The following is an 18,689-nucleotide window of genomic DNA, read 5'->3' as shown; positions in this document are numbered from 1 at the left end:
TTCCCTTCCGGCGAAAAACTCCCTTCCGGCGAAAAACCCAAGACGAGGGCCCGCAGGCGGCACTGCCTGCGGGCCCTCGCTGCTTGCCAACGCCGTGATCAGCTATGTGGTCATCGGCGGTGTACCGAAGGGGTTACTCCGACTTACTTCCCCTTCTTCGCCTCCAGGAGCGGCGTCTGGTACTTGGCCAGCATCTTCATCTTGTTCTTGTCGATCGTCTTCCAGTCGTTCTTCAGCACACCGCCGGTGTCACCCGAGTCCGGGTTCCAGGTCCAGTAGGTGTAGCTGATCTGGTGCTTCTTGAGGTAGTCCATCAGGGCGTTCTGCCAGACGGCCTCGGAGCTCTTACCGGCGGTCTTCTTACCGCCGAACTCACCGAGCAGCAGCGGGGCGATGTTCTGCTTCTTGATGTACGCCCAGTGCTTCTCCCAGATGGCCGGCATGTTCTTCGGGAAGTCCTTCGCCATGAACCAGTTCTGGTTGTAGACGCCCGGACCGTAGTCGTGGGCCGAGTAGACGACCTTGTTCGGCTCCTTGAGCTTCACCGGGTGCTTCTTCACACCCTGCAGGTCACCGCCCCACCAGAACTGCTCGTTCTTGTGGCGGTCCGTACCCTCGACGAAGATCAGCCAGTTCTTGTTGACCTTGTGGATGGCGTCACCGGCCTTGGTGGCGGCCAGCTGCCAGTCGGTCTTCGGGTTGCCGTCGCCCCACGTGGCCTGGCCACGCGGCTCATTGTGCAGGTCGGCGCCGATCACCCGGTCGTTGTTCTTGTAGCGCTTGGCCAGCTTGACCCAGTCGTCCATCCACTGCTTCTCGGTGAGGCTCTGGGAGTACCACAGCTCACTCTGGCCGTACTGGTCCGGACGGTGCTGGTCCAGGATCACCCGGATACCACGGTCGGTGGCACCCTTGACGATCTTGTCCATGATCTGCTGGGGGGTGAGGCCCTTCAGATCGGGGTTCTTGTGCCAGTCGATGCCGTTGGGCTTGGCCGACGACTTGAACATGTCGTTCGCGTACGGCAGGCGCAGGGTGTTGAAGCCCTGCTTGGCCATCTGGTCCAGCATCGACTCCCAGTTACGGGTCCACAGGCCGTGCGGCGCGTAGGTGCCGGTCTCGAAACCGAACCAGTTCACACCGGTCAGGACGACCTTCTTACCGTCGGCGTCGACGATGTCGCCCTTCTTGGTGGACAGGGGACCCTCGGCACCCGCGCCGGTGGCCTTGGCGCCGGCGGCGGCGGAGGTCGTGGTGGTGGCCGACTGGCCATCGGTGTTGTTCACCGCGAAGGCGGTGACGGTGCCACCCACGGCAGCAGCAGCGACGACGGCCGCGGCGATACCGAAGCGGAGACGCTGCGAGCGCGGCGCACGCTTGGTCTCGGTGGTCGGGGCGTTGTTCTGGTCCATGGGGGAATTCATTCGGTGAGGCTCCTGAGCAATTCGGGTACTGCGGTTTTCAGGACGCTGGGGTTGTTCGTCGGAGATTCCAGACATTCCATCTGCGGGTCGGAGACTGCGGTCAGCCGGACAATCCGCGCGGACGGTAGGAGTTCGCCGATCAGGCGGACCAACCGCTGCGTTTGCCAGCTGGGCTCATCCACGTCGATCAGCACCACATCCGGCTGCACGTGATGGACCAGAGAAATTGCTTCTCGGGCCGATCCTGCAATTCCGGATAGCTCCAGTCCGGGCTCCTCGACAACGAGATCGGCGAGAGCACTCAACACCAGTGGGTGGTGCTCCACGACGAGAACTCTGTGCATCGATGGGAGCTCCTTCGGGGCTTGTCCTTTCGCTGCACGACATTAGGGAGTGACCGCAGCGGGAATCGCCGTACGCCTGGCTGAAATCTGCGTACCTCAATTGCAGGAATTCCGGACACACCAAACGGCCGAATTCCGCCTACCTCAATTGAGGTAGAGGAATTCGGCCGCTTTATACGGGTTATGTCCGATTTGAGGGGTGGTTTGGGAGGCTCAGGAGGAGCTCAGGAGGGGCTCAAGTGGTGCTCGGAGGCCGCCCAGGGACCCTCCGGACATGCAAAAGGCGCCGGTCACGGGGTGACCGGCGCCTATGGATCTTTCCCCTCCCCGCCCCTTCCCGATCCAGGGGCTTCGCCCCTGGACCCCTGGGTCTGGGGCGGAGCCCGGATCCGGGGCCTGGGGCGGAGCCCGGGGCAGAGCCCCGAACCAGGGCCCGGGGCAGAACCCGGAACAGGGCCTGGGGCGGAGCCCCGAACGGGGCCTGGGGCAGAGCCCGGAACAGGGCCCGGGGCGCACCCCGGATCCGGGGCCCAGGGCAGAACCCGGAACAGGGCCCGGGGCACACCCCGGATCCGGGGCCCAGGGCAGAACCCGGAACCGGAGCCCGGAGCGGAGCCCCGAACCGGGGCCCGGAACAGGGCCCGGGGCGCAGCCCGGAACCGGGGCCCACGGCAGAACCCGGAACCGGAGCCCTGGGCAGAGCCCCAACCGGAGCCCGGAACAGGGCCTGCGGCCAGCCCCGAAAGGGGTCTGGGGCGCAGCCCCGGAACGGGGTCTGGGGCGCAGCCCAGAACAGGGCCCGGGCCACAGCCCCGAACAGGGCCCAGGGCAGAACCCGGAACAGGGCCCGGGGCACACCCCGGATCCGGGGCCCAGGGCAGAACCCGGAACAGGGCCCGGGGCACACCCCGGATCCGGGGCCCAGGGCAGAACCCGGAACAGGGCCCGGGGCACACCCCGGATCCGGGGCCCAGGGCAGAACCCGGAACCGGAGCCCGGAGCGGAGCCCCGAACCGGGGCCCGGAACAGGGCCCGGGGCGCAGCCCGGAACCGGGGCCCACGGCAGAACCCGGAACCGGAGCCCTGGGCAGAGCCCCAACCGGAGCCCGGAACAGGGCCTGCGGCCAGCCCCGAAAGGGGTCTGGGGCGCAGCCCCGGAACGGGGTCTGGGGCGCAGCCCAGAACAGGGCCCGGGCCACAGCCCCGAACAGGGCCCAGGGCGCAGCCCCGAAAGGGGTCTGGGGCGGGGCCCCGGGCCGGGGGCTGGGGCGGGGCCCCAGTTTCGGGGAGGGGCGGGGTGGGGAACGGCACGCCGCAGGCGCCGAGCTCGGCCGCGTACGCCCCAGGACGAGGCCGGAGGACGCCGGAGCGTCAGCGCGTCAGCCGATACGCGTAGCCGGGGACGAACATCCCCGCACCGGCGGCACAGCCGTCCGCCTGGCCCGGCTGCTTGACCCACAGGAAGGCATCGACCCCAGGGATGCCCGTGGCGGCGGTGGGAGGCCTGCCCAGCTTGCGGCCCGGCGGATCGCAGAAGCGGTGACGACGCGTGGGCCCCGCCCCGTTACGGCTGGTGTCCACCACCACCCCCAGCCGGGGCCGGCGCAGCTCCCGGATCACGGACAGCCCGTAGCGCACCTCGTCGGCGGTGGCGTTGAAGTTGGAGACGTTGACCGCTATCCCGTCCCCGTACCGCTCGATACCGGCGCGCCGCAGCCGCTCGGCCATGGTCCGCGCGGGCTGCCATCCGGAGTTCCCGGCGTCGTAGTAGACCCGGGCGCGGGGCGCGCCCCGCTGGAGCGCCCGCGCCGCGTACGCCAGCGCCGCGAACCGATCCGCCTGCTGCCGCCGCTTGAGACAGCTCATATGGGCCAGCGCGTCCGGTTCGAGGATGACGATGGCGCGCCCGTCCCCTATCCCCCGGGTGAGGGCGTCGCTCCAGCGCCGGTAGGCGGCCGTGTCCCCGGCGCCGCCGGAGCTCAGCTGCTGGCAGTCGCGCTGGGGGATGGTATAGGTGACCAGCACCGGCAGCCGTCGCTGGGCTGCGGCGGTGCGGACGAGGTCGCGGGCCCGCTGCTCGATCAGGGACTCATTGGTCTCGGTGAGCCAGGCGGCCTGGGGCTCGGCGGCGATCCGCCGGGCGATGGCCGCCGCCCGCCGGTCGTGCGGATGGTCCCGCACCCAGGTCGCGGCCGGGTTGTGGGGGTCGACGTAGAAGCGGGTCGTGGCCGGGAAGAACGGCTTGGCCACGGGGAGCGACGGCCTGGTGGCGGGCGCCCGCACCGGGCCCACGAACAGGGCCTGGACGGTGGTCGCCGCCATCACCACCTCGACCACCAGCACCATCACGATCAGCTGGGCGATGCCCCGCCCCGCCCACCGGGAGGTGCGGGCGCGCACCGGCGGGCGGGGGCGGCGGTCGCGGCCGCACAGTTTCGTGATCATGACGACTCCTGCCCGGCCTCAGCCGCGGTGGGAGTTGTCGGGCGGCCTGCGGCGGCTGATGAGGACCACCGCCAGGATCGCGAGCACCACCAGGACTCCGGCCACCACACCTATCGTGACCAGGGCGGATTCATCATCCTCGGTTCTGGGGGCGGCGGCGTCCGGGGTGGCGGACGGATGGCGGCGGGGCGCGGAGAGCTCGGCGGAGGCGGGGGGCGCGGCCCGGTCCGCCAGCGCCTTGGCCGGGGCGATCACCCCGTACCCATAGCGCGGGTCATGGCCCGCCGAGCCCTTGCGGTCGGCGGTGTCGATCAGTTTCTGGACCACCTGGTTGGCGTTCCAGCGTGGGTGCTCCGAGCGCAGCAGCGCGGCGCCCGCCGCGACCCAGGGCGCCGCGAAGCCGGTGCCGTCGCCGGTCCAGTAGTCGTTGTTGCCGGAGGTGGTGAGGATGGCGACGCCGGGGGCGGCCAGGAGGGTCTTCCCGCCGTGGTGGGAGGAGGTCCAGACGGCGCCCTTCTTGTCGGTGGCCACCACGGCGACCACTCCGGGGAGGGCGGCCGGGTAGGTGGGCCGGTTGCCGATCTTGCCGTTGTCGCCCGCGCCGGCCACGATCACGGCGTCCTTGCCGACGGCGTACTTCACCGCGGACCGCAGTGCGGGGGTCGGCCGCAGAGAGGTGACGGCCAGGTCGATGACGCGCGCGCCATGGGCCACCGCGTGCCGGATGGCCTTCGCGGTGGGGTCGGCCAGGGGCTTTCCGTCGCGGTAGACGCCGAGCGGCATCACCTTGGCCTTGGGCGCGAGGCCGTACACCCCGTCGCCTCGGTAATTGCGGCCGGTGCCGACGATGATTCCGGCGGCATGGGTGGACTGCTCGGCCGCCTTGCCGCCGTCCCGGGTGCCGTAGCCGCCGGTGCCGCCCGCGAAATCCTTTCCGCGGACCACGCGGCCGCGCAGATCCGGATGGGAGGCGTCGACCCCGGTGCCGATGACCGCCACGGTCACTCCGGCGCCTTTGCTGAATTTCCAGGCGCGCTCCGCCTTGAGGGCCGTCAGCGCCCATTCGGAATCGTGCAGCCCTCCGGAATCGCGCAGCCCACTGGAATCGCGCAGCCGTCCGGAATCGAAATCACTTGCCGCGGCCGGCGTGGCCAGTGCGAGTGTCATCACGGCGATGACCGCTCCGGCCCGGCCGGCGAATGGATGGCGTGACATCACGTGACCTGACATTACGTCACCTACTCTCCTCGCACGGGACGCAAGGCCGTCCGGCCCATTTCATCTTTGGGCATCCCCCGCAGGTACTGGCACCCGCGAGAGGGTGAGCGTCCCGTCCCTTCTTTGGGGGACCGGTCCGGATACCCGGGCCCTGGCTCTCCCCAATACGGGGGAGAGGAGGGATCCGCCGAAGGTGTACCACCCGCTCCCCCGGGCGCGGGTACTACCTCCTTTTCGGGTGACGCACTCTTGGGTCAACGGCGATAAGAGCCTCCTGCCGAGGGAGTCGCGATGCAGCGTTTCCGAACGTTCAGCGAGCGCACCGGAGAGCCGGGCGAAGAGGCGGACAGCACCGACCGCAATGCCCGCAGGCGGGCCGGAATACTGTCCCGAGCCCGCCGGATCCGGAACCCGATGGCGGGCATGCCCGGTCTGGCACTGCGTTTCGCGGTGGTCGGCGGGGGCGGTGTGGTCGTGAACACGGTGGTCCTCTTCGTCCTCTATCACTGGGTCGGACTGCCGCTGCTGGCGGCCTCGTCGATAGCGGTGGAAATCGCCGTCGTTCACAACTACCTGCTGAACGACCGGTGGACCTTCGCGGTGGCCACTCCTTCCCTCGGACGATTCCTCAAGTTCAATGTCTCGGTCCTGGGCGGACTCGGGGTCAATGTGCTCATCGTCTGGTCACTGGTCCGCACCGGAATGCATCTGCTGCTGGCGAATTGCCTCGGCATCGCGGCGGCTTTCGCGGTCAACTTCGCGTCGAGTACCGGCTGGGTCTGGGGGAGGCGGAGCCGATGATTGTCGCCATCATCTACCTGGTGCTGATCGTGGTCTCGATCCTGCTCACCGTGCAGTCGGCCCATGTCCTCTATCTCATGCTCTACACCTGGGACCGGGCGGATGCCGAACGGCAGGCCCGGGCGCCGGATGAATTCCTGCCGCCCCAGATCTCCTTCAGTGTCCTGCTGCCCGCCCGGCATGAGGAAGACGTCATCCAGAGCACCATCGAGCGCGTGGTCCGGGCCAACTATCCGGCCGAACTGCTGGAGGTCTTCGTGATCTGCTCACAGGACGACGACGGCACGATCAAAAAGGCCGAGGAGAAGATCGACGACCTGAAGCGGAAAGGGCTGCACAACGTGCGGGTCGTGGTGTTCGACGACAAGCCGATCAACAAGCCGCACGGCCTCAACACGGCCCTTCCGCACACCGCCAACCAAGTGGTGACGATCTTCGACGCGGAGGACGACATCCACCCGGAGATCTTCTCCCTGGTGAACACCGTGATGGTCCAGGAGAAGGTCAAGGTGGTCCAGGCCGGGGTGCAGCTGATGAACTTCGAGTCCAACTGGTACTCGACGCTCAACGTCCTGGAGTACTTCTTCTGGTTCAAGAGCCGGCTGCACTACCACGCCCACTACGGCTCGATCCCGCTCGGCGGCAACACCGTCTTCTTCGCCCGTGAGCTGCTGCTGCGGCTCGGCGGCTGGGACGACCGCAACCTCACCGAGGACGCCGACATGGGGCTGCGGATATCCGCCATGGGCGAGCGGGTGCGGGTGGTCTACGACGACCGGTATGTGACCAAGGAGGAGACCCCGCCGACCCTCGGCCACTTCATCCGCCAGCGCACCCGCTGGAGCCAGGGCTTCATGCAGACCCTGAAGAAGGGCACGTGGAAGAAGATGCCGACGCGCAAACAGCGCTGGCTGGCCTTCTACGTCCTGGCGTTCCCGCGCGGACAGGCGCTGTTGGGCATCTATCTGCCGATCTCGCTCGGCATGATCCTGATCCTCAAGGTGCCGGTGCTGATCGCACTCTGCTCCTATCTGCCCGTTCTGCTGCTGGCCGCGCACTTTCTGGTCCAGGCGGTCGGCCTGTACGAGTTCACCGGCGCCCACGGCCTCGAAGCCTCGCCGAAGGCCATCGCGCGCATGGCCATCGCCTGGTTCCCCTTCCAGATGGTGCTGGCGTACGCCGCGCTGCGGGCCATGCGGCGGGAGATGCTCGGCCGCCACGACTGGGAGAAGACACAGCACGTAGGCGCCCACCGGGCCACCACCGAGGAGGCGGAGTCGCGTGTCGGATAACCCCACGCCCTCGCGGCCGGCGGCCGTCGACGCGGAAGGCCGGAACACCCCGGCGGACAAGAACACCGCCGCGGGCAAGGGCACCGCGCCCGACAACGGCACCACGGCCGAGAACGGCACCACGGCCGAGAACGGCATCGCGCCCGACAACGGCACCGCGGCCGGCAACGGCACCGCCGCGGGCAAGGGCACCGAGGCCCCCGCCCGGCGTCCGCGCCGCCGCCGCCCGCGGTTCTCCGTGGAGCGCGGCTGGTTCCCGCCGCTGGGGACCAAGGGCAAGATCGCCCTGGTCGTCTCCCTGCTGACCGGGCTGCTCACCCACGGCTACCACCTGTTCCGCTACCCCCTCTACCTCACCGACGAGGGCATCTACATGCAGCGGGCGTGGTCGCTGGTGCGGGAGACCAGCCTGTCCCCGTACACCTACGACTACGACCACGCCCCGCTGGGCTGGATCACCCTGGCCGGATGGGTCTACCCGCTGCCGAAGCAGTTCGAGACCTTCGGGAACGCGATCAACACCGGACGGTTCCTGATGCTGCTGGTGCACGTCGCCAGCGTCTATCTGCTGTTCGAGATCGCCCGGCGGCTGTCCGGCAGCGTGCTGGCCGCCACCGTCACCTCGTTCCTCTTCAACGTCTCGCCGATCGCGGTCTACTTCCAGCGGCAGGTCCTGCTGGACAACCTGATGATCCTCTGGCTGCTGCTGAGCCTGTTCATGCTGCTCAGACGGGAAATCACGATCAGATCCGTGTTCGGCGGCGGACTGGCGCTGGGGATCGCCCTGATCACCAAGGAGAACGCGATCTTCTTCGTGCCCAGCTTCATGTATCTGCTCTACCGAAGGGTCAAGGGGTCGGCCAGCAGCCGGTTCACCAGCACCCTCTGGCCGTTCGCCGCGGCCACCCCGATCGGCGCCTATGTGACCTACGCACTGCTCAAGAACGAGCTGCTGCCGAGCGGTTTCGACTTCGACCTGAACAACCCGCCCGCGGACCACGTCTCGCTGCTCTACACCCTGTGGTGGCAGCTCAACCGCAACCAGGGCACCCTCTTCAGCCACACCGGTCTGCTGCAGACCAGCTGGCTGGTCCGGGACAAGTTCCTGCTGATCGCCGGGGTGTGCGCGATGGTGATGTGCCTGTGGATCGGCACCCGGGACCGCAGGCGCAATCTGGGCTTCCTGATCGCCGGGACGCTGGCCTTCGGATACGCCTTCTACCTGGTGCGCGGCAGCGTGGTGCTGGACTTCTACGTCACCCCGCTGATCCCGATGTTCGCGCTCAATATCGGCATGATCACCGACCGGCTGCTCAAGGGCTCGTTCGCCAATCGGTTCATGCGCGGCGCGCATTCCCTGACCCGGGTCGCCGTACCGTCGTTCGTCGCGATTCTGCTCCTGGTGTCACCGGCCTCCGGATATCTCGTCCACACCAATACCGAGGGCCGTACGCAGATCGCCGACCAATACCAGTCCAAGATCAATCTCACCGGAATGCAGCATGCCCAGATCGCCTGGGTGCGCAAGCACGTACCGCCGAATTCGCGCATCATCATGGACGACGACCTGTGGGGTGAACTGCACGATGTGCGCCCGTTCTACCCGTACGCGCATTCCCACTGGAACGCCTCGTCCGACCCGGATGTGCGCGACAAGCTCTTCAGGAAGAGATGGCAGAACGTCGACTACATCATCATGTCGAACAAGATGCGCAAATCGATGATGACCAACAATTCCGACGGCCGGGAGAACTGGATTCTCCAGGCGCTGCGTAATTCCACCCGCGTCTGGTCGGATACCCAGGGCAATATCAAGCTGGAAATCTACCGTGTGCAGTAGCCATGGGAAGAGGAGGTGAAGGCCATGCCTGAGTACGACGACGACTGGGATGTTCCGGAGGACAGGGATGATCCCGAGAACGAGGAGCACACCCCCGACGGTGAGAAGAAGAAAAAGCTCACCTGGAAGACCGTCCTGCTCGCACTCGTGGTCTTCGCGATCGTCGGATCGCTCGTCCAGGTGGTCGCGCGCGGCGGCTTCGGAGGCGCCCTGAACACCACCGGCAGCGGAGGCGGCGGCGCCCCGAAGAAGGAGCACCACTCCCGGCAGGAGCAGGAGATACGCCCGCCCAAGCAGCCCAAGACCATCAAGCTGGGCAACCAGCGGGTCCCCCAGGCATCCGGCCCGATCATCGTGATCAACCCGGGCCTGGTCACCCCCGGCGGCAGCGCCGCGGTCGAGGGCGGCGGCTTCGACAAGAAGGCCACGGTGGACATCCTGCTCAAGGCCCGGAAGACGGACACCAAGGGCCGCGCCATCGGCAGCGTGCGCTCGGACCGGTTCGGGTCGATCTACGCCCGGTTCACCATGCCCGAGACCGCGGGCAACCGGCCCGCCACCCTGGTCGCCCAGCAGCGCGGCAGCAGCAAGGCGGCGGAGGCCAAGGTGATCACCGGTGGCGCCGTCGGCACCGCCAAGATCAACAAGATGGTGGGCCGGCCCGGCGACGTGGTGACGGTCACCGCCCGCGGCTTCCGCCCGGGTGAGCCGATCGACGTCTTCTGGGGCCGGACCACCGGCATCCCCGTCACCACGCTGCACACCGACAGCAGCGGTGGCGTGGGCCAGGCGGCGATCAAGGTGGGCGTGGCCCCGACCGGCTCCAGCACCCTGGTCCTGGTGGGCAAGCGCAGCAAGACCACGGCCACCGCGCCCTTCCAGATGCTGGCCATGTACCCCTCGATGAAGTCCAAGCCGTACGCGCTCAAGGCCGGTCAGCGGATCACGCTGTCCGCCAACAAGTTCGCGCCCGGCGAGCGGGTGCTGGTCTACATCAACTCCACCGGCGGTCTGCCGGCCTTCACCGCCCAGGCGAACGGCATGGGCCAGATCCGCGACGTGGCGTTCAACGTGCCGTTCGGCCTCAAGGGGCGGCAGACGCTGATGGCGATCGGCGACCAGAGCCGGGCCGTGGTCCGCTCGGGCTTCACCGTGCTGCCGTACACCCCGTCCGCCGAGCCCAGCGCCTTCGGCGGCAGGGCGGGCACCACCCTCAGCTTCTACGTCGCGGGGTTCGCCCCGGGCGAGACGGTGGACGCCTATGCCGGTTCGGGCTCGAAGGGCCAGCGCAAGATCGGGACCTTCCAGGTGGACAGCCGGGGCAAGGCGTCGGCCGTGGGCTCGTACAAGATCACGAAGGCGGATGAGAGCGGTGTGTCCTTCCAGCTCATCGGCCAGAAGAGCGGTGGCGTCGCCAGGGCCAGCATCAACATGTCCCAGGGCCGTGGGGATTAGGGACCGCGCGTGGCGCCGAGGGAGAGCGTGGGCCGGGTCGTGCCGTCCGCCGGGAAGCGCCGAGAGGCGGCGGGAAGCGGCGGGAAGCGCCGAGAGGCGGCGGAAAGCGCCGGGAAGCGCCGGGAAGCCGCGGACACGGCGGGGAAACAGGCCCACGTTCCAGGGAGCGACCGGCCGCCGGCGGCCATGGGGCGGCTCACCCGGGCGGCTCACCAGTTCCGTAGATGTACCATGCGTCCTGGAGTGTCCTATGAGCGTAATTTTCGGCCCTAACTCACGAAGAGTCCTACAATTCCTGACCCATATCGAAGACCTCTCCCCGGAGGAAATCGACCGGGTGGCCGATCTGTGGAAGCAGACGTCCAGCCAGACCCGCGCCGAGGGCTGGGCGGTGGTCCACCGCACCACCACGCCCGAGGAGCGGTACCGGATCCTGGTCGCCGCCTCGGTGGCGCGCCGGGCCGCCCTGGACGCCGCGCGGAACCACCACCGACACGACTGGGCCTTCTGGGCCGCGGTCTGGGACGCCGCGACCGCGGTGGCCGTCTGCGACCGCATCGGAGGCCACTACAACGTGCTGGTCGCGCCGCTGGCCGCGGTCATGCCGTCGCTGGCGCACTGCCGGCGCGATGAACTCGAACCCCGCGAGCTGCGGGGTGCCGTCCTCAAGGGAGGTGGGTAGCGATGGGCGACAACCGGATCGGCGTTGTGGTGGCCGATGACGACCCGGCCGTCCGTGAGGCGCTCGCCGACCTCATCGACTCCCACCCGGACCTGGAGCTGGTGGGCCTGGCCATCAACCATGAGCAGGCCGTGCGCGCGGCGGTGGACCACCGCCCCCAGGTCGTGATCATGGATGTGCACATGCCCCGGGGCGACGCCCCCGGCAGCGTCCGGGCCATCCGCGACCAGGTCCCCGAGGCCCGGGTGGTGGCCCTGTCCGCCCACGGCGAACGCGAGACGGTGCTGAACATGCTCGCCGTCGGGGCCAGCGGCTATCTGGTCAAGGGCACCCCCGCCGAGGAGATCCTCGAGGCGATCATCCGGGCCGCCCGCGATCAGTTCAGCATGTCAGCGGAGCTGCTCGCCGACTGCGCCGAGCCGCTGCGCCGGGCCGAGCGCGCCTCCTGGCGGTTCGAGGACCTGGTCGGCAACCGCCTGGAGGACTCGTACCTGGAGCTGCTCGGCCACGCGCCCTGCGGAGTGCTCGTGGTCGGCCCGCGCGGCCGGATCGAGTACGCCAACGCCCACGTCCGGCACATGTTCGGCTACAGCTCGGCCGAGCTGCGCGACAAGCGGCTGCGGGACCTCGTCCCCGAGCGCTACCGCACCGCCTCCGAGCAGCTGATCGGCCGGGTCTTGACCACGCCGTCCGCGATGAGCGGCCGCCGCCGCGACGGCAGCGAGTTCCCCGCCCAGTTCAGCGGCGGCCATCTGCAGGGCCGGCAGCCCCGCGGGGTGGTCTTCGTCGCCGACCTCAGCCAGCTGCGGGCGGCCGAGAGCCGGTTCCGCCAGCTCATCGAGTCCTCCCCGGACGCGATGCTGATCGTGGACACCAGCGGCCGGATCCAGGCGGCCAACCACCGCACCGAGGCGCTCTTCGGCTACGACCGCGACCATCTGATCGGCCGGGCCGTGGAGGCGCTGCTGCCCGACCAGCCGCTCACCATCTCGCTGCGCGAATGGGACGACAGCCTGGAGGAGCCGGTCGGCCACAGCATGGAGCTGGTCGGGCGGCGCAGCGACGCCAAGCAGTTCCCCGCCGACGTCAGCATCAGCCCGCTGCGTACGGAGGAGGGCCTGCTCACCGTCCTGACCATCCGCGACATCACCGAGGTGCAGCGCGCCCAGTTCGTCCTGGAGCGCAGCCTGGAGCTGCTGGAGGTCACCGACCGCGACCGCCAGGCGCTGCTCAGCCATCTGGTCCACGCCCAGGAGGCCGAGCGCGGCCGGATAGCCGCCGACATCCATGACGACACCATCCAGGTGATCACCGCCGCCAGCCTCCGCCTCCAGCAGCTGCGCCGGCGGCTGCGGGACCCGGACGAGCAGCGGGTGATGGACAAGCTGGACGAGACCCTGAAGCTCTCGCTCAGCCGGCTGCGCCAGCTGATCTTCGACCTGCGGCCGTCCAGCCTGGAGCACGGCTGCCTGGCCGGGGCGCTGCGCGGCCTGCTGGAGCAGATGCGCACCGAGACCGGCGTCACCTACCGGCTGGAGGACCGGCTCACCGCCCATCCCCCGGCCGAGACGATGGCGCTGATCTACCGGACCGCCCAGGAAGCGCTGGTGAACGTGCGCAAGCACGCCCACGCCAAGACGGTCCATGTGCAGCTGCTCGGGCTCGACGACGGCTGCCTGGTGCGGATCGTCGACGACGGCGAGGGCTACAACCCGCTCGAGGTGGAGTCCCGCCCCGGCCACCTCGGGCTCTCCCTGATCCAGGAGCGGGCCCAGATCGCGGGCGGCTGGTGCCGGATCGAGAGCGAACCCGGCTCCGGCACCACCGTGGAGTTCTGGGTGCCGCTGGGCACTCCCCCGGACGCGCCGCTCGCCACCCCCGACTCCACCGACTCCACCGACTCCCCCGAAGGGGACCCGCAGCCGTGACCGCACCTCCCGAACTGACGAAGGTGCTGATCGTCGAGGACCACCGGGTGGTGGCCGAGGGGCTGTGGGCCCTGCTGGCCGAGTACGCGGACCTGACGGTGGTCGGCTGGGCCGACTCGGTCGCCGAGACCGTGCCCATGGCCAAGGAGCTGAAGCCCGATGTGGCGCTGGTCGACTTCCGGCTGCCCGACGGCACCGGGGCCGACGCGGCCGGCGGCATCCGGGCCCATGACCCGTCCGTCGCCATCGTGATCCTCAGCGCCGACGCCAGCGACTCGGCCCTGCTGGCCGCCGTGGAGGCGGGCGCCTGCGGCTATCTGCTGAAGTCGGCGAGCGGCGACGAGATCGCGTCGGCCATCCGCTCGGCCGCCGAGGGCGAGACCCTCATCCCGGCCAGCACGCTGGTGGAGGTGCTGGCACGGCACCGCGAGGACGCGCGGTCCACCGCCGAGCAGACCGAGCGCCTGGAGAGCCTGACCCCACGCGAGCAGGAGATCCTCACGCTGATGAGCCAGGGCCTGGACAACCGGGCCGTCGCGGAGCGGCTGAGCATCAGCTACGCCACCGTGCGCACGCATGTGCGCAGGATCCTGGAGAAGCTGGAGGCGCGCTCGCAGCTGGAGGCGGTCGCGAAGGCCGCCGAATTCGGCTTCAAGCCCGCGCAGCCGGAGGGGCCGGAGGAGTGAGTGACGGGCTGATCCGGCCCGTGTCCTGCCTCGTGCCCTGACCCGTGTCCTGACCCGTGTCCTGACCCGTGCCCGCCGTCGGTGTGCGGCGGTGGCCCCCTCTGGTGCGGGGGGCCGTTTGGCGTTTCGCCGTACGGGTTCACCCGGATGAGCCCGTACGGATGGGGACGGGACCACCTGGCGGGGGCGGGGTGACAGGGGGCGAGACCACCTGGGGCGGGGCGACCGGGGCCACATGGGGCAAAAAGTCCCCCTTCGGATGGAATCGCGGAGCTACCGGGACGGGTTCCCTCCTCATGCGAGTCCCTGGACGGATCCGATGCCCGCTGAGCCGCGGGCACGCGATCGCCCTCCTGGTGGCCGCCGCCTGCTACGCGGCGGTCCTCACGGCCGTCCTCACCGGCTCGCAGCTGGTCCGGCTCGACTGGCAGGTGGCCCTGTTCAAGCCGTACGCACAGTGGCCGCGGCTCCGGCCGGTGCTGGACGCCTTCGTCATCGCGGGCCAGCGCGGGCCCACCGCCGTGGCCGCCCTGGCCTGGGCCGTCTGGCGCGGCGGCCGGACCCGAAGCCCGCGTCCGCCGCTGGTCCTGGGCGTGGCGCTGGTGCTGCTCAACGCGAGCGTCGGCGCCGTCAAGATCCTCACCGGTCGGCTGGGCCCGTACGACGCCCGGACCCCCGGATCCGCCGAGCTCTTCCACGGCGGCATGGTCTTCCCCTCCGGTCACACCGCCAACGCCGTCGTCGTCTGGGGCACCCTCGCCTATCTCGCCGGTCACCACCGGCGGACGGGCGCGCTGGCCGCCTGCGTGATGGCCGTCGGCGTCGGTCTGACCACCGTCTATCTGGGCACCCACTGGGTGAGTGACGTCCTGGGCGGATGGGCGACGGGCGTCCTCGTCCTGCTGGCACTCCCCCTCTTCGAACCGCTGATCGCGACCGTTTCCGCGTATGTCTCCGCCCGTGCGGCGGGGTACTCCATGGGCAGGTGAACCAAGTGGCGCTTCGCGTGCTGATCGCAGACGACCATGCGGTGGTCCGGCAGGGCCTGCGCATGATCCTTGGCCTCGACAACGACATCAAGGTGGTCGGCGAGACGACCAACGGCCGGGAAGCCGTGCGGCTGGCCCGGGAGCTGTGCCCCGACGTCGTCCTGATGGACCTGCTGATGCCGGTGATGGACGGCGTATCCGCCACGGCGGAGATCCGCCAGGACCTCCCCGAGGTCGAGGTGGTGGCGCTGACCAGCTCACTCGACGACGCCATGGTCATGGGCGCGGTCCGGGCGGGGGCCATCGGCTTCCTGCTGAAGAACGCCGAGGCCGACGACCTGCGCAACGCGGTGAAGGCCGCGGCCGCGGGCCAGATCCATGTCTCCCCCGCCGCGATCTCCCGGCTGATGGGCCAGGTCAGGGAGCCCAGCGGCCCGGAGCAGCTCACCGAGCGGGAGACCGAGGTGCTGACCATGCTCGCGCGCGGCAAGGCCAACAAGGAGATCGCCCACGATCTGCGGATCGGCCAGCAGACGGTGAAGACGTATGTGAGCCACATCCTGACCAAGCTGGGGGTGCACAGCCGGACCCAGGCGGCGATCTACGCGGTGCAGTCCGGCCTGGTGCCCGCGGGTGAGCTCACCCCTCCGGAAGCAGCGGAGTCGACGACGAGGGAGCAGTGGTGGTCGGCGTGATCAGTAGACGGTGGACCCCGACCCGGCGGAGGCGGAGCGCCACCGCGCTCGCCGAGGTCACCCAGCACATCCTGGCGGGCGAGACCGCCGACGCCACGCTCCGGCTGATCGCCCGCCGGGTGCGGGAGCTCCTGGGCGCCGACATGGCCCGGGTGATGGTGCTGGAGCCGGGCGACGTCCTGACGATACGGGCCACCGACGGCGCCCCGTGGACCGCGCCGAGCGGACCGCTGACGCCCGGCGGCTCCTCCCCCGCCCGCCAGGCGATCCGCGCCGGACGGCCCACGGTCTCCGGCGGCGAACGGCCCACGGTCTCCGGCGGCGAACGGCGGCCGCGCCGGCGCGGCCGGGAGCCCCGGCACGCGGTCCCGGCCTCGGTGCTGGACGCGCCGCTGCTGGTGCGCGGCCACCCCGTGGGGGTGATCGAGGTGGCGAACCGCGGCGGCGGGCGCCGGCTCACCCACGCCGATGTGAGCACCGTGGGGCTGTTCGCGGCGGCCGCGGGCCACGCGGTCGCCCAGATCCGGCACCGGGAGCATCTGCGGCGGCTGGCGTCGGCGGCGGCCGGGCCGGGCACCAACGGTTCCGGTGGCTCGTCCGACCCCTCGGTGTCCCCCCGTTCCTCCGGCCCCTGCGTACGGCGGACCCTGGACTCCCTGGCCGCGGGCGCGGTGGCCCGTACCGGCGCCGCGAGCTGCACCGTCTATCTGCTGGAGCCCGGACCGTCGGCGAATCTGCGCCTGGTCGGCGGCGGCCACGGCCACACCCCGCCGTCGCGCAAACCGGCGCTGGAGGCGATCGGCGGGGCCGCGCCCGTCATCCACGGCGGCGGCCGTACCGGCGCGGACGGCGAGGGCCCGGCGCGGGGCGCGGTGGCCGCCTGGCCGCTGCTGCGCGAATCCACCGCGATCGGCGCGATGTGCTGCCACTTCCCGCCCGGACGCGACCCCGGCGAGGCGGACATCACCCTCCTGGAAGTGATCGCGGGACATGCGTCCTGCGCGGTGGAGAACGACCGGCAGCGGGCGGCCACCCAGGAGAAGGCCGTCCATGAGGAGCGGCATCGCATCTCGCGCGAGCTGCACGACTCGGTCTCACAGGCTCTCTACGGCATCGCGCTGGGCGCCCGTACGGCCCGCGAGATGCTGGAGCGCGACATCGACAGTGCGGAGCCGGTGGAAGGCCGGACCGGGACGGCGAGCCGAGGGGAAGGCCGGACCGAGCCGGCGAGCGGAGGGGAAGCGCCGGGCCGCCGGGCCGGGCCGGCGGCGGGGCACGAGACCGCCGGGGAGGTCGTGGACCTCGCCGAGCTGGCCGAACTCGCCGAGCCCATCGAGTACATACGGCGGCTCGCGGACGCCGCGATCGCCGAGACCCGGACCCTGCTGTGCCGGCTGCGGCCCGAATCACTGGAGGCCGAGGGCCTGGTCGCCGCGCTCACCCAGCACGTCGAGGCGCTCCGCGCCCGGTACGGGATCGCCACCGAGGCGGAGCTGGACGCCGAACCGGAGACCACACCGGAGGCCAAGCACGCCCTGTACCGGATCGCCCAGGAGTCGCTGCACAACGTCGCCAAGCATGCGCGGGCCCGGAACGTACGGCTCCATCTGCTCAACGAACCGGGCGCGGTGACCCTGACGGTCGCCGACGACGGTGTGGGCTTCGACTGCAAGGGCTCCTTCCCCGGCCATCTCGGGCTGCTCTCCATGCGGGAGCGGGCCCGCGAGGTGGGCGGCACGCTCAACGTGGACAGCCGCCCCGGGCAGGGAAGTCGCATCCGGGCCAGGGTCCCGGCCGCGCCGGACTCCTGATCCGCCGCCCCGGGACCACTGACCGACGACGTACTGAACCAGCCGCCGATGACACGCCCTCACGCCCGCCACTGACGACATATGAGACATTTCTGTCCATGCAGCCGACCGTGCGGGACCACGCGCTGGTGGACGGCCTCCGGGCCGGTCAAGCGGCGGTGGAAGAGGGGCTGATGCGGGCCACCAAGAGCGATGTGCCGTTCATCACCGAGGCCGCGCGGGAGCTGACGCGCACGGCAGGGCGACGGCTCCGGCCGCTGCTGGTGCTGCTGGCGGCGCGGTTCGGCGACCCCGGTGCCCCGGGTGTGGTGCCCGCCGCCGTGGTCGTCGAGCTGACCCATCTGGCCACCCACTACCACGACGACGTCCGGGACGAGGCGGCCGTACGGCGTGACGCCCCGCGCCCGGACGCCAACTGGGACAACACGGTGGCGGTGCTCACCGGCGACTTCCTCTTCGCCCGCGCCTCGCACATCCTGGCCGACCTGGGGCCGCGGGCCGTACGGATCCAGGCGCAGGCGTTCCGGCGGCAGGTCACCGGCCAGATCCTGGAGACGACCGGACCGCGCGAGGGCCACGACCCCGTCGAGCACCACCTGGACGTGCTGGCGAGCCGGACCGGCTCGCTGACCGCCGTCTCCGGACGGCTGGGCGCGCTGGCCTCGGGCGCGGACCCGAGCGTCGCGGACGCCCTCGCGCGGTACGGCGAACGGCTGGGCGTGGCCGGCCACCTCGCCGACGAGGTGGCGACCCCCACCGCCCGCCGCCCCACTCTGCCCGCCCTGCTGCTGGCGCGGGCCGCGGACCCCGCGGACCGGGAGCTGTACGAACTACTCACCGGGGCCGCCGAGCGTGCGGGGCAGGCGGAGGCGGTGGCGCGGCTGCGCGCCCATCCGGTGCTGGACCTGGCCCGCGAGGAGACCGCCCGTCAGGCCGACGCCGCCCGCGCGGCCCTGTCGGCGCTGCCCGACTGCCCGGCCCGGGACGCCCTGGAGTCGCTGTGCGAGACGGTGGTCGCGCCTACGGACACCGGGCGGCCACCCAGGAGTTGTGACTGACCGCCGGCATCGACGGGAGCC

Annotated in this window: 15 protein-coding genes; 11 read left to right on the top strand and 4 right to left on the bottom strand. The window is 70.5% G+C overall.

The window, feature by feature from the left end; translation table 11 throughout:
* Positions 1 to 143: 143 nt before the first annotated feature.
* The 4 genes from IEJ02_RS09915 to IEJ02_RS09900 all read right to left on the bottom strand — a co-directional run bounded on the left by IEJ02_RS09915 (position 144) and on the right by IEJ02_RS09900 (position 5,428).
* Positions 144 to 1,412, bottom strand: coding sequence for a glycoside hydrolase family 5 protein (locus IEJ02_RS09915; protein WP_223863641.1), 1,269 nt, complete (start codon positions 1,410 to 1,412; stop codon positions 144 to 146).
* A gap of 8 nt (positions 1,413 to 1,420) precedes the next feature.
* Positions 1,421 to 1,768: a response regulator gene (locus IEJ02_RS09910; RefSeq protein ID WP_191064407.1), complete on the bottom strand. Its 348-nt coding sequence runs from the start codon at positions 1,766 to 1,768 to the stop codon at positions 1,421 to 1,423.
* Between the two features lie 1,371 nt (positions 1,769 to 3,139).
* Positions 3,140 to 4,213: a glycoside hydrolase family 6 protein gene (locus IEJ02_RS09905; RefSeq protein WP_191064406.1), complete on the bottom strand. Its 1,074-nt coding sequence runs from the start codon at positions 4,211 to 4,213 to the stop codon at positions 3,140 to 3,142.
* 18 nt (positions 4,214 to 4,231) lie between these two features.
* Positions 4,232 to 5,428 (bottom strand): S8 family serine peptidase, encoded by a 1,197-nt coding sequence (locus tag IEJ02_RS09900; RefSeq protein ID WP_223863640.1) that lies wholly within the window; start codon positions 5,426 to 5,428, stop codon positions 4,232 to 4,234.
* Positions 5,429 to 5,722: 294 nt separating this feature from the next.
* Between IEJ02_RS09900 and IEJ02_RS09895 the strand changes: the two genes are divergently transcribed.
* The 11 genes from IEJ02_RS09895 (at position 5,723) to IEJ02_RS09845 (ending at position 18,668) form a co-directional block, all read left to right on the top strand.
* Positions 5,723 to 6,232 (top strand): GtrA family protein, encoded by a 510-nt coding sequence (locus tag IEJ02_RS09895; protein WP_191064404.1) that lies wholly within the window; start codon positions 5,723 to 5,725, stop codon positions 6,230 to 6,232.
* Positions 6,229 to 7,524 carry a glycosyltransferase gene (locus tag IEJ02_RS09890; RefSeq protein WP_191064403.1) on the top strand — a complete coding sequence of 432 codons (1,296 nt, stop codon included), beginning with the start codon at positions 6,229 to 6,231 and terminating at the stop codon, positions 7,522 to 7,524. Before IEJ02_RS09895 ends, IEJ02_RS09890 begins: the two co-directional genes overlap by 4 nt.
* Positions 7,514 to 9,364 carry a glycosyltransferase family 39 protein gene (locus IEJ02_RS09885; protein WP_317985770.1) on the top strand — a complete coding sequence of 617 codons (1,851 nt, stop codon included), beginning with the start codon at positions 7,514 to 7,516 and terminating at the stop codon, positions 9,362 to 9,364. The genes IEJ02_RS09890 and IEJ02_RS09885 overlap by 11 nt, the downstream gene beginning before the upstream one ends.
* Positions 9,365 to 9,388: 24 nt before the next feature.
* A complete protein-coding gene (locus IEJ02_RS09880) occupies positions 9,389 to 10,819 on the top strand; it encodes a hypothetical protein (RefSeq protein WP_137978563.1) in 1,431 nt (476 codons plus the stop codon).
* Between the two features lie 250 nt (positions 10,820 to 11,069).
* A complete protein-coding gene (locus IEJ02_RS09875) occupies positions 11,070 to 11,501 on the top strand; it encodes a hypothetical protein (RefSeq protein ID WP_137978564.1) in 432 nt (143 codons plus the stop codon).
* Positions 11,502 to 11,503: 2 nt separating this feature from the next.
* Entirely contained in the window at positions 11,504 to 13,429 is a 1,926-nt protein-coding gene (locus tag IEJ02_RS09870; protein ID WP_191064402.1) for a PAS domain S-box protein, read from the top strand.
* Complete coding sequence (locus IEJ02_RS09865) at positions 13,426 to 14,115, top strand: response regulator (protein ID WP_191064401.1); 690 nt, start codon at positions 13,426 to 13,428, stop codon at positions 14,113 to 14,115. The genes IEJ02_RS09870 and IEJ02_RS09865 overlap by 4 nt, the downstream gene beginning before the upstream one ends.
* Before the next feature lie 296 nt (positions 14,116 to 14,411).
* A complete protein-coding gene (locus IEJ02_RS09860; RefSeq protein ID WP_191064400.1) occupies positions 14,412 to 15,104 on the top strand; it encodes a phosphatase PAP2 family protein in 693 nt (230 codons plus the stop codon).
* Between the two features lie 5 nt (positions 15,105 to 15,109).
* Complete coding sequence (locus IEJ02_RS09855; protein WP_191064399.1) at positions 15,110 to 15,799, top strand: response regulator; 690 nt, start codon at positions 15,110 to 15,112, stop codon at positions 15,797 to 15,799.
* Positions 15,796 to 17,610 (top strand): sensor histidine kinase, encoded by a 1,815-nt coding sequence (locus IEJ02_RS49810; protein WP_191064398.1) that lies wholly within the window; start codon positions 15,796 to 15,798, stop codon positions 17,608 to 17,610. The genes IEJ02_RS09855 and IEJ02_RS49810 overlap by 4 nt, the downstream gene beginning before the upstream one ends.
* A gap of 98 nt (positions 17,611 to 17,708) precedes the next feature.
* Positions 17,709 to 18,668 carry a polyprenyl synthetase family protein gene (locus tag IEJ02_RS09845; RefSeq protein WP_191064397.1) on the top strand — a complete coding sequence of 320 codons (960 nt, stop codon included), beginning with the start codon at positions 17,709 to 17,711 and terminating at the stop codon, positions 18,666 to 18,668.
* Positions 18,669 to 18,689: the final 21 nt, after the last annotated feature.

Origin of the sequence: Streptomyces sp. 5-10, assembly GCF_014712245.1 — a bacterium.
Taxonomy (GTDB): domain Bacteria; phylum Actinomycetota; class Actinomycetes; order Streptomycetales; family Streptomycetaceae; genus Streptomyces; species Streptomyces violaceusniger.
The sequence above is the reverse complement of the archived record's forward strand: the minus strand, read 5'-3'. Positions and strand labels throughout refer to the sequence as shown.

Coding starts and splice junctions, on each gene's coding strand:
- IEJ02_RS09890 (WP_191064403.1), top strand. CDS start 6,229: ATGATTGTCGCCATCATCTACCTGGTGCTGATCGTGGTCTCGATCCTG.
- IEJ02_RS09900 (WP_223863640.1), bottom strand. CDS start 5,428: ATGTCACGCCATCCATTCGCCGGCCGGGCCGGAGCGGTCATCGCCGTG.
- IEJ02_RS09915 (WP_223863641.1), bottom strand. CDS start 1,412: ATGGACCAGAACAACGCCCCGACCACCGAGACCAAGCGTGCGCCGCGC.
- IEJ02_RS09910 (WP_191064407.1), bottom strand. CDS start 1,768: ATGCACAGAGTTCTCGTCGTGGAGCACCACCCACTGGTGTTGAGTGCT.
- IEJ02_RS09845 (WP_191064397.1), top strand. CDS start 17,709: ATGCAGCCGACCGTGCGGGACCACGCGCTGGTGGACGGCCTCCGGGCC.
- IEJ02_RS09875 (WP_137978564.1), top strand. CDS start 11,070: ATGAGCGTAATTTTCGGCCCTAACTCACGAAGAGTCCTACAATTCCTG.
- IEJ02_RS09880 (WP_137978563.1), top strand. CDS start 9,389: ATGCCTGAGTACGACGACGACTGGGATGTTCCGGAGGACAGGGATGAT.
- IEJ02_RS09905 (WP_191064406.1), bottom strand. CDS start 4,213: ATGATCACGAAACTGTGCGGCCGCGACCGCCGCCCCCGCCCGCCGGTG.
- IEJ02_RS09870 (WP_191064402.1), top strand. CDS start 11,504: ATGGGCGACAACCGGATCGGCGTTGTGGTGGCCGATGACGACCCGGCC.
- IEJ02_RS09895 (WP_191064404.1), top strand. CDS start 5,723: ATGCAGCGTTTCCGAACGTTCAGCGAGCGCACCGGAGAGCCGGGCGAA.
- IEJ02_RS09860 (WP_191064400.1), top strand. CDS start 14,412: ATGCGAGTCCCTGGACGGATCCGATGCCCGCTGAGCCGCGGGCACGCG.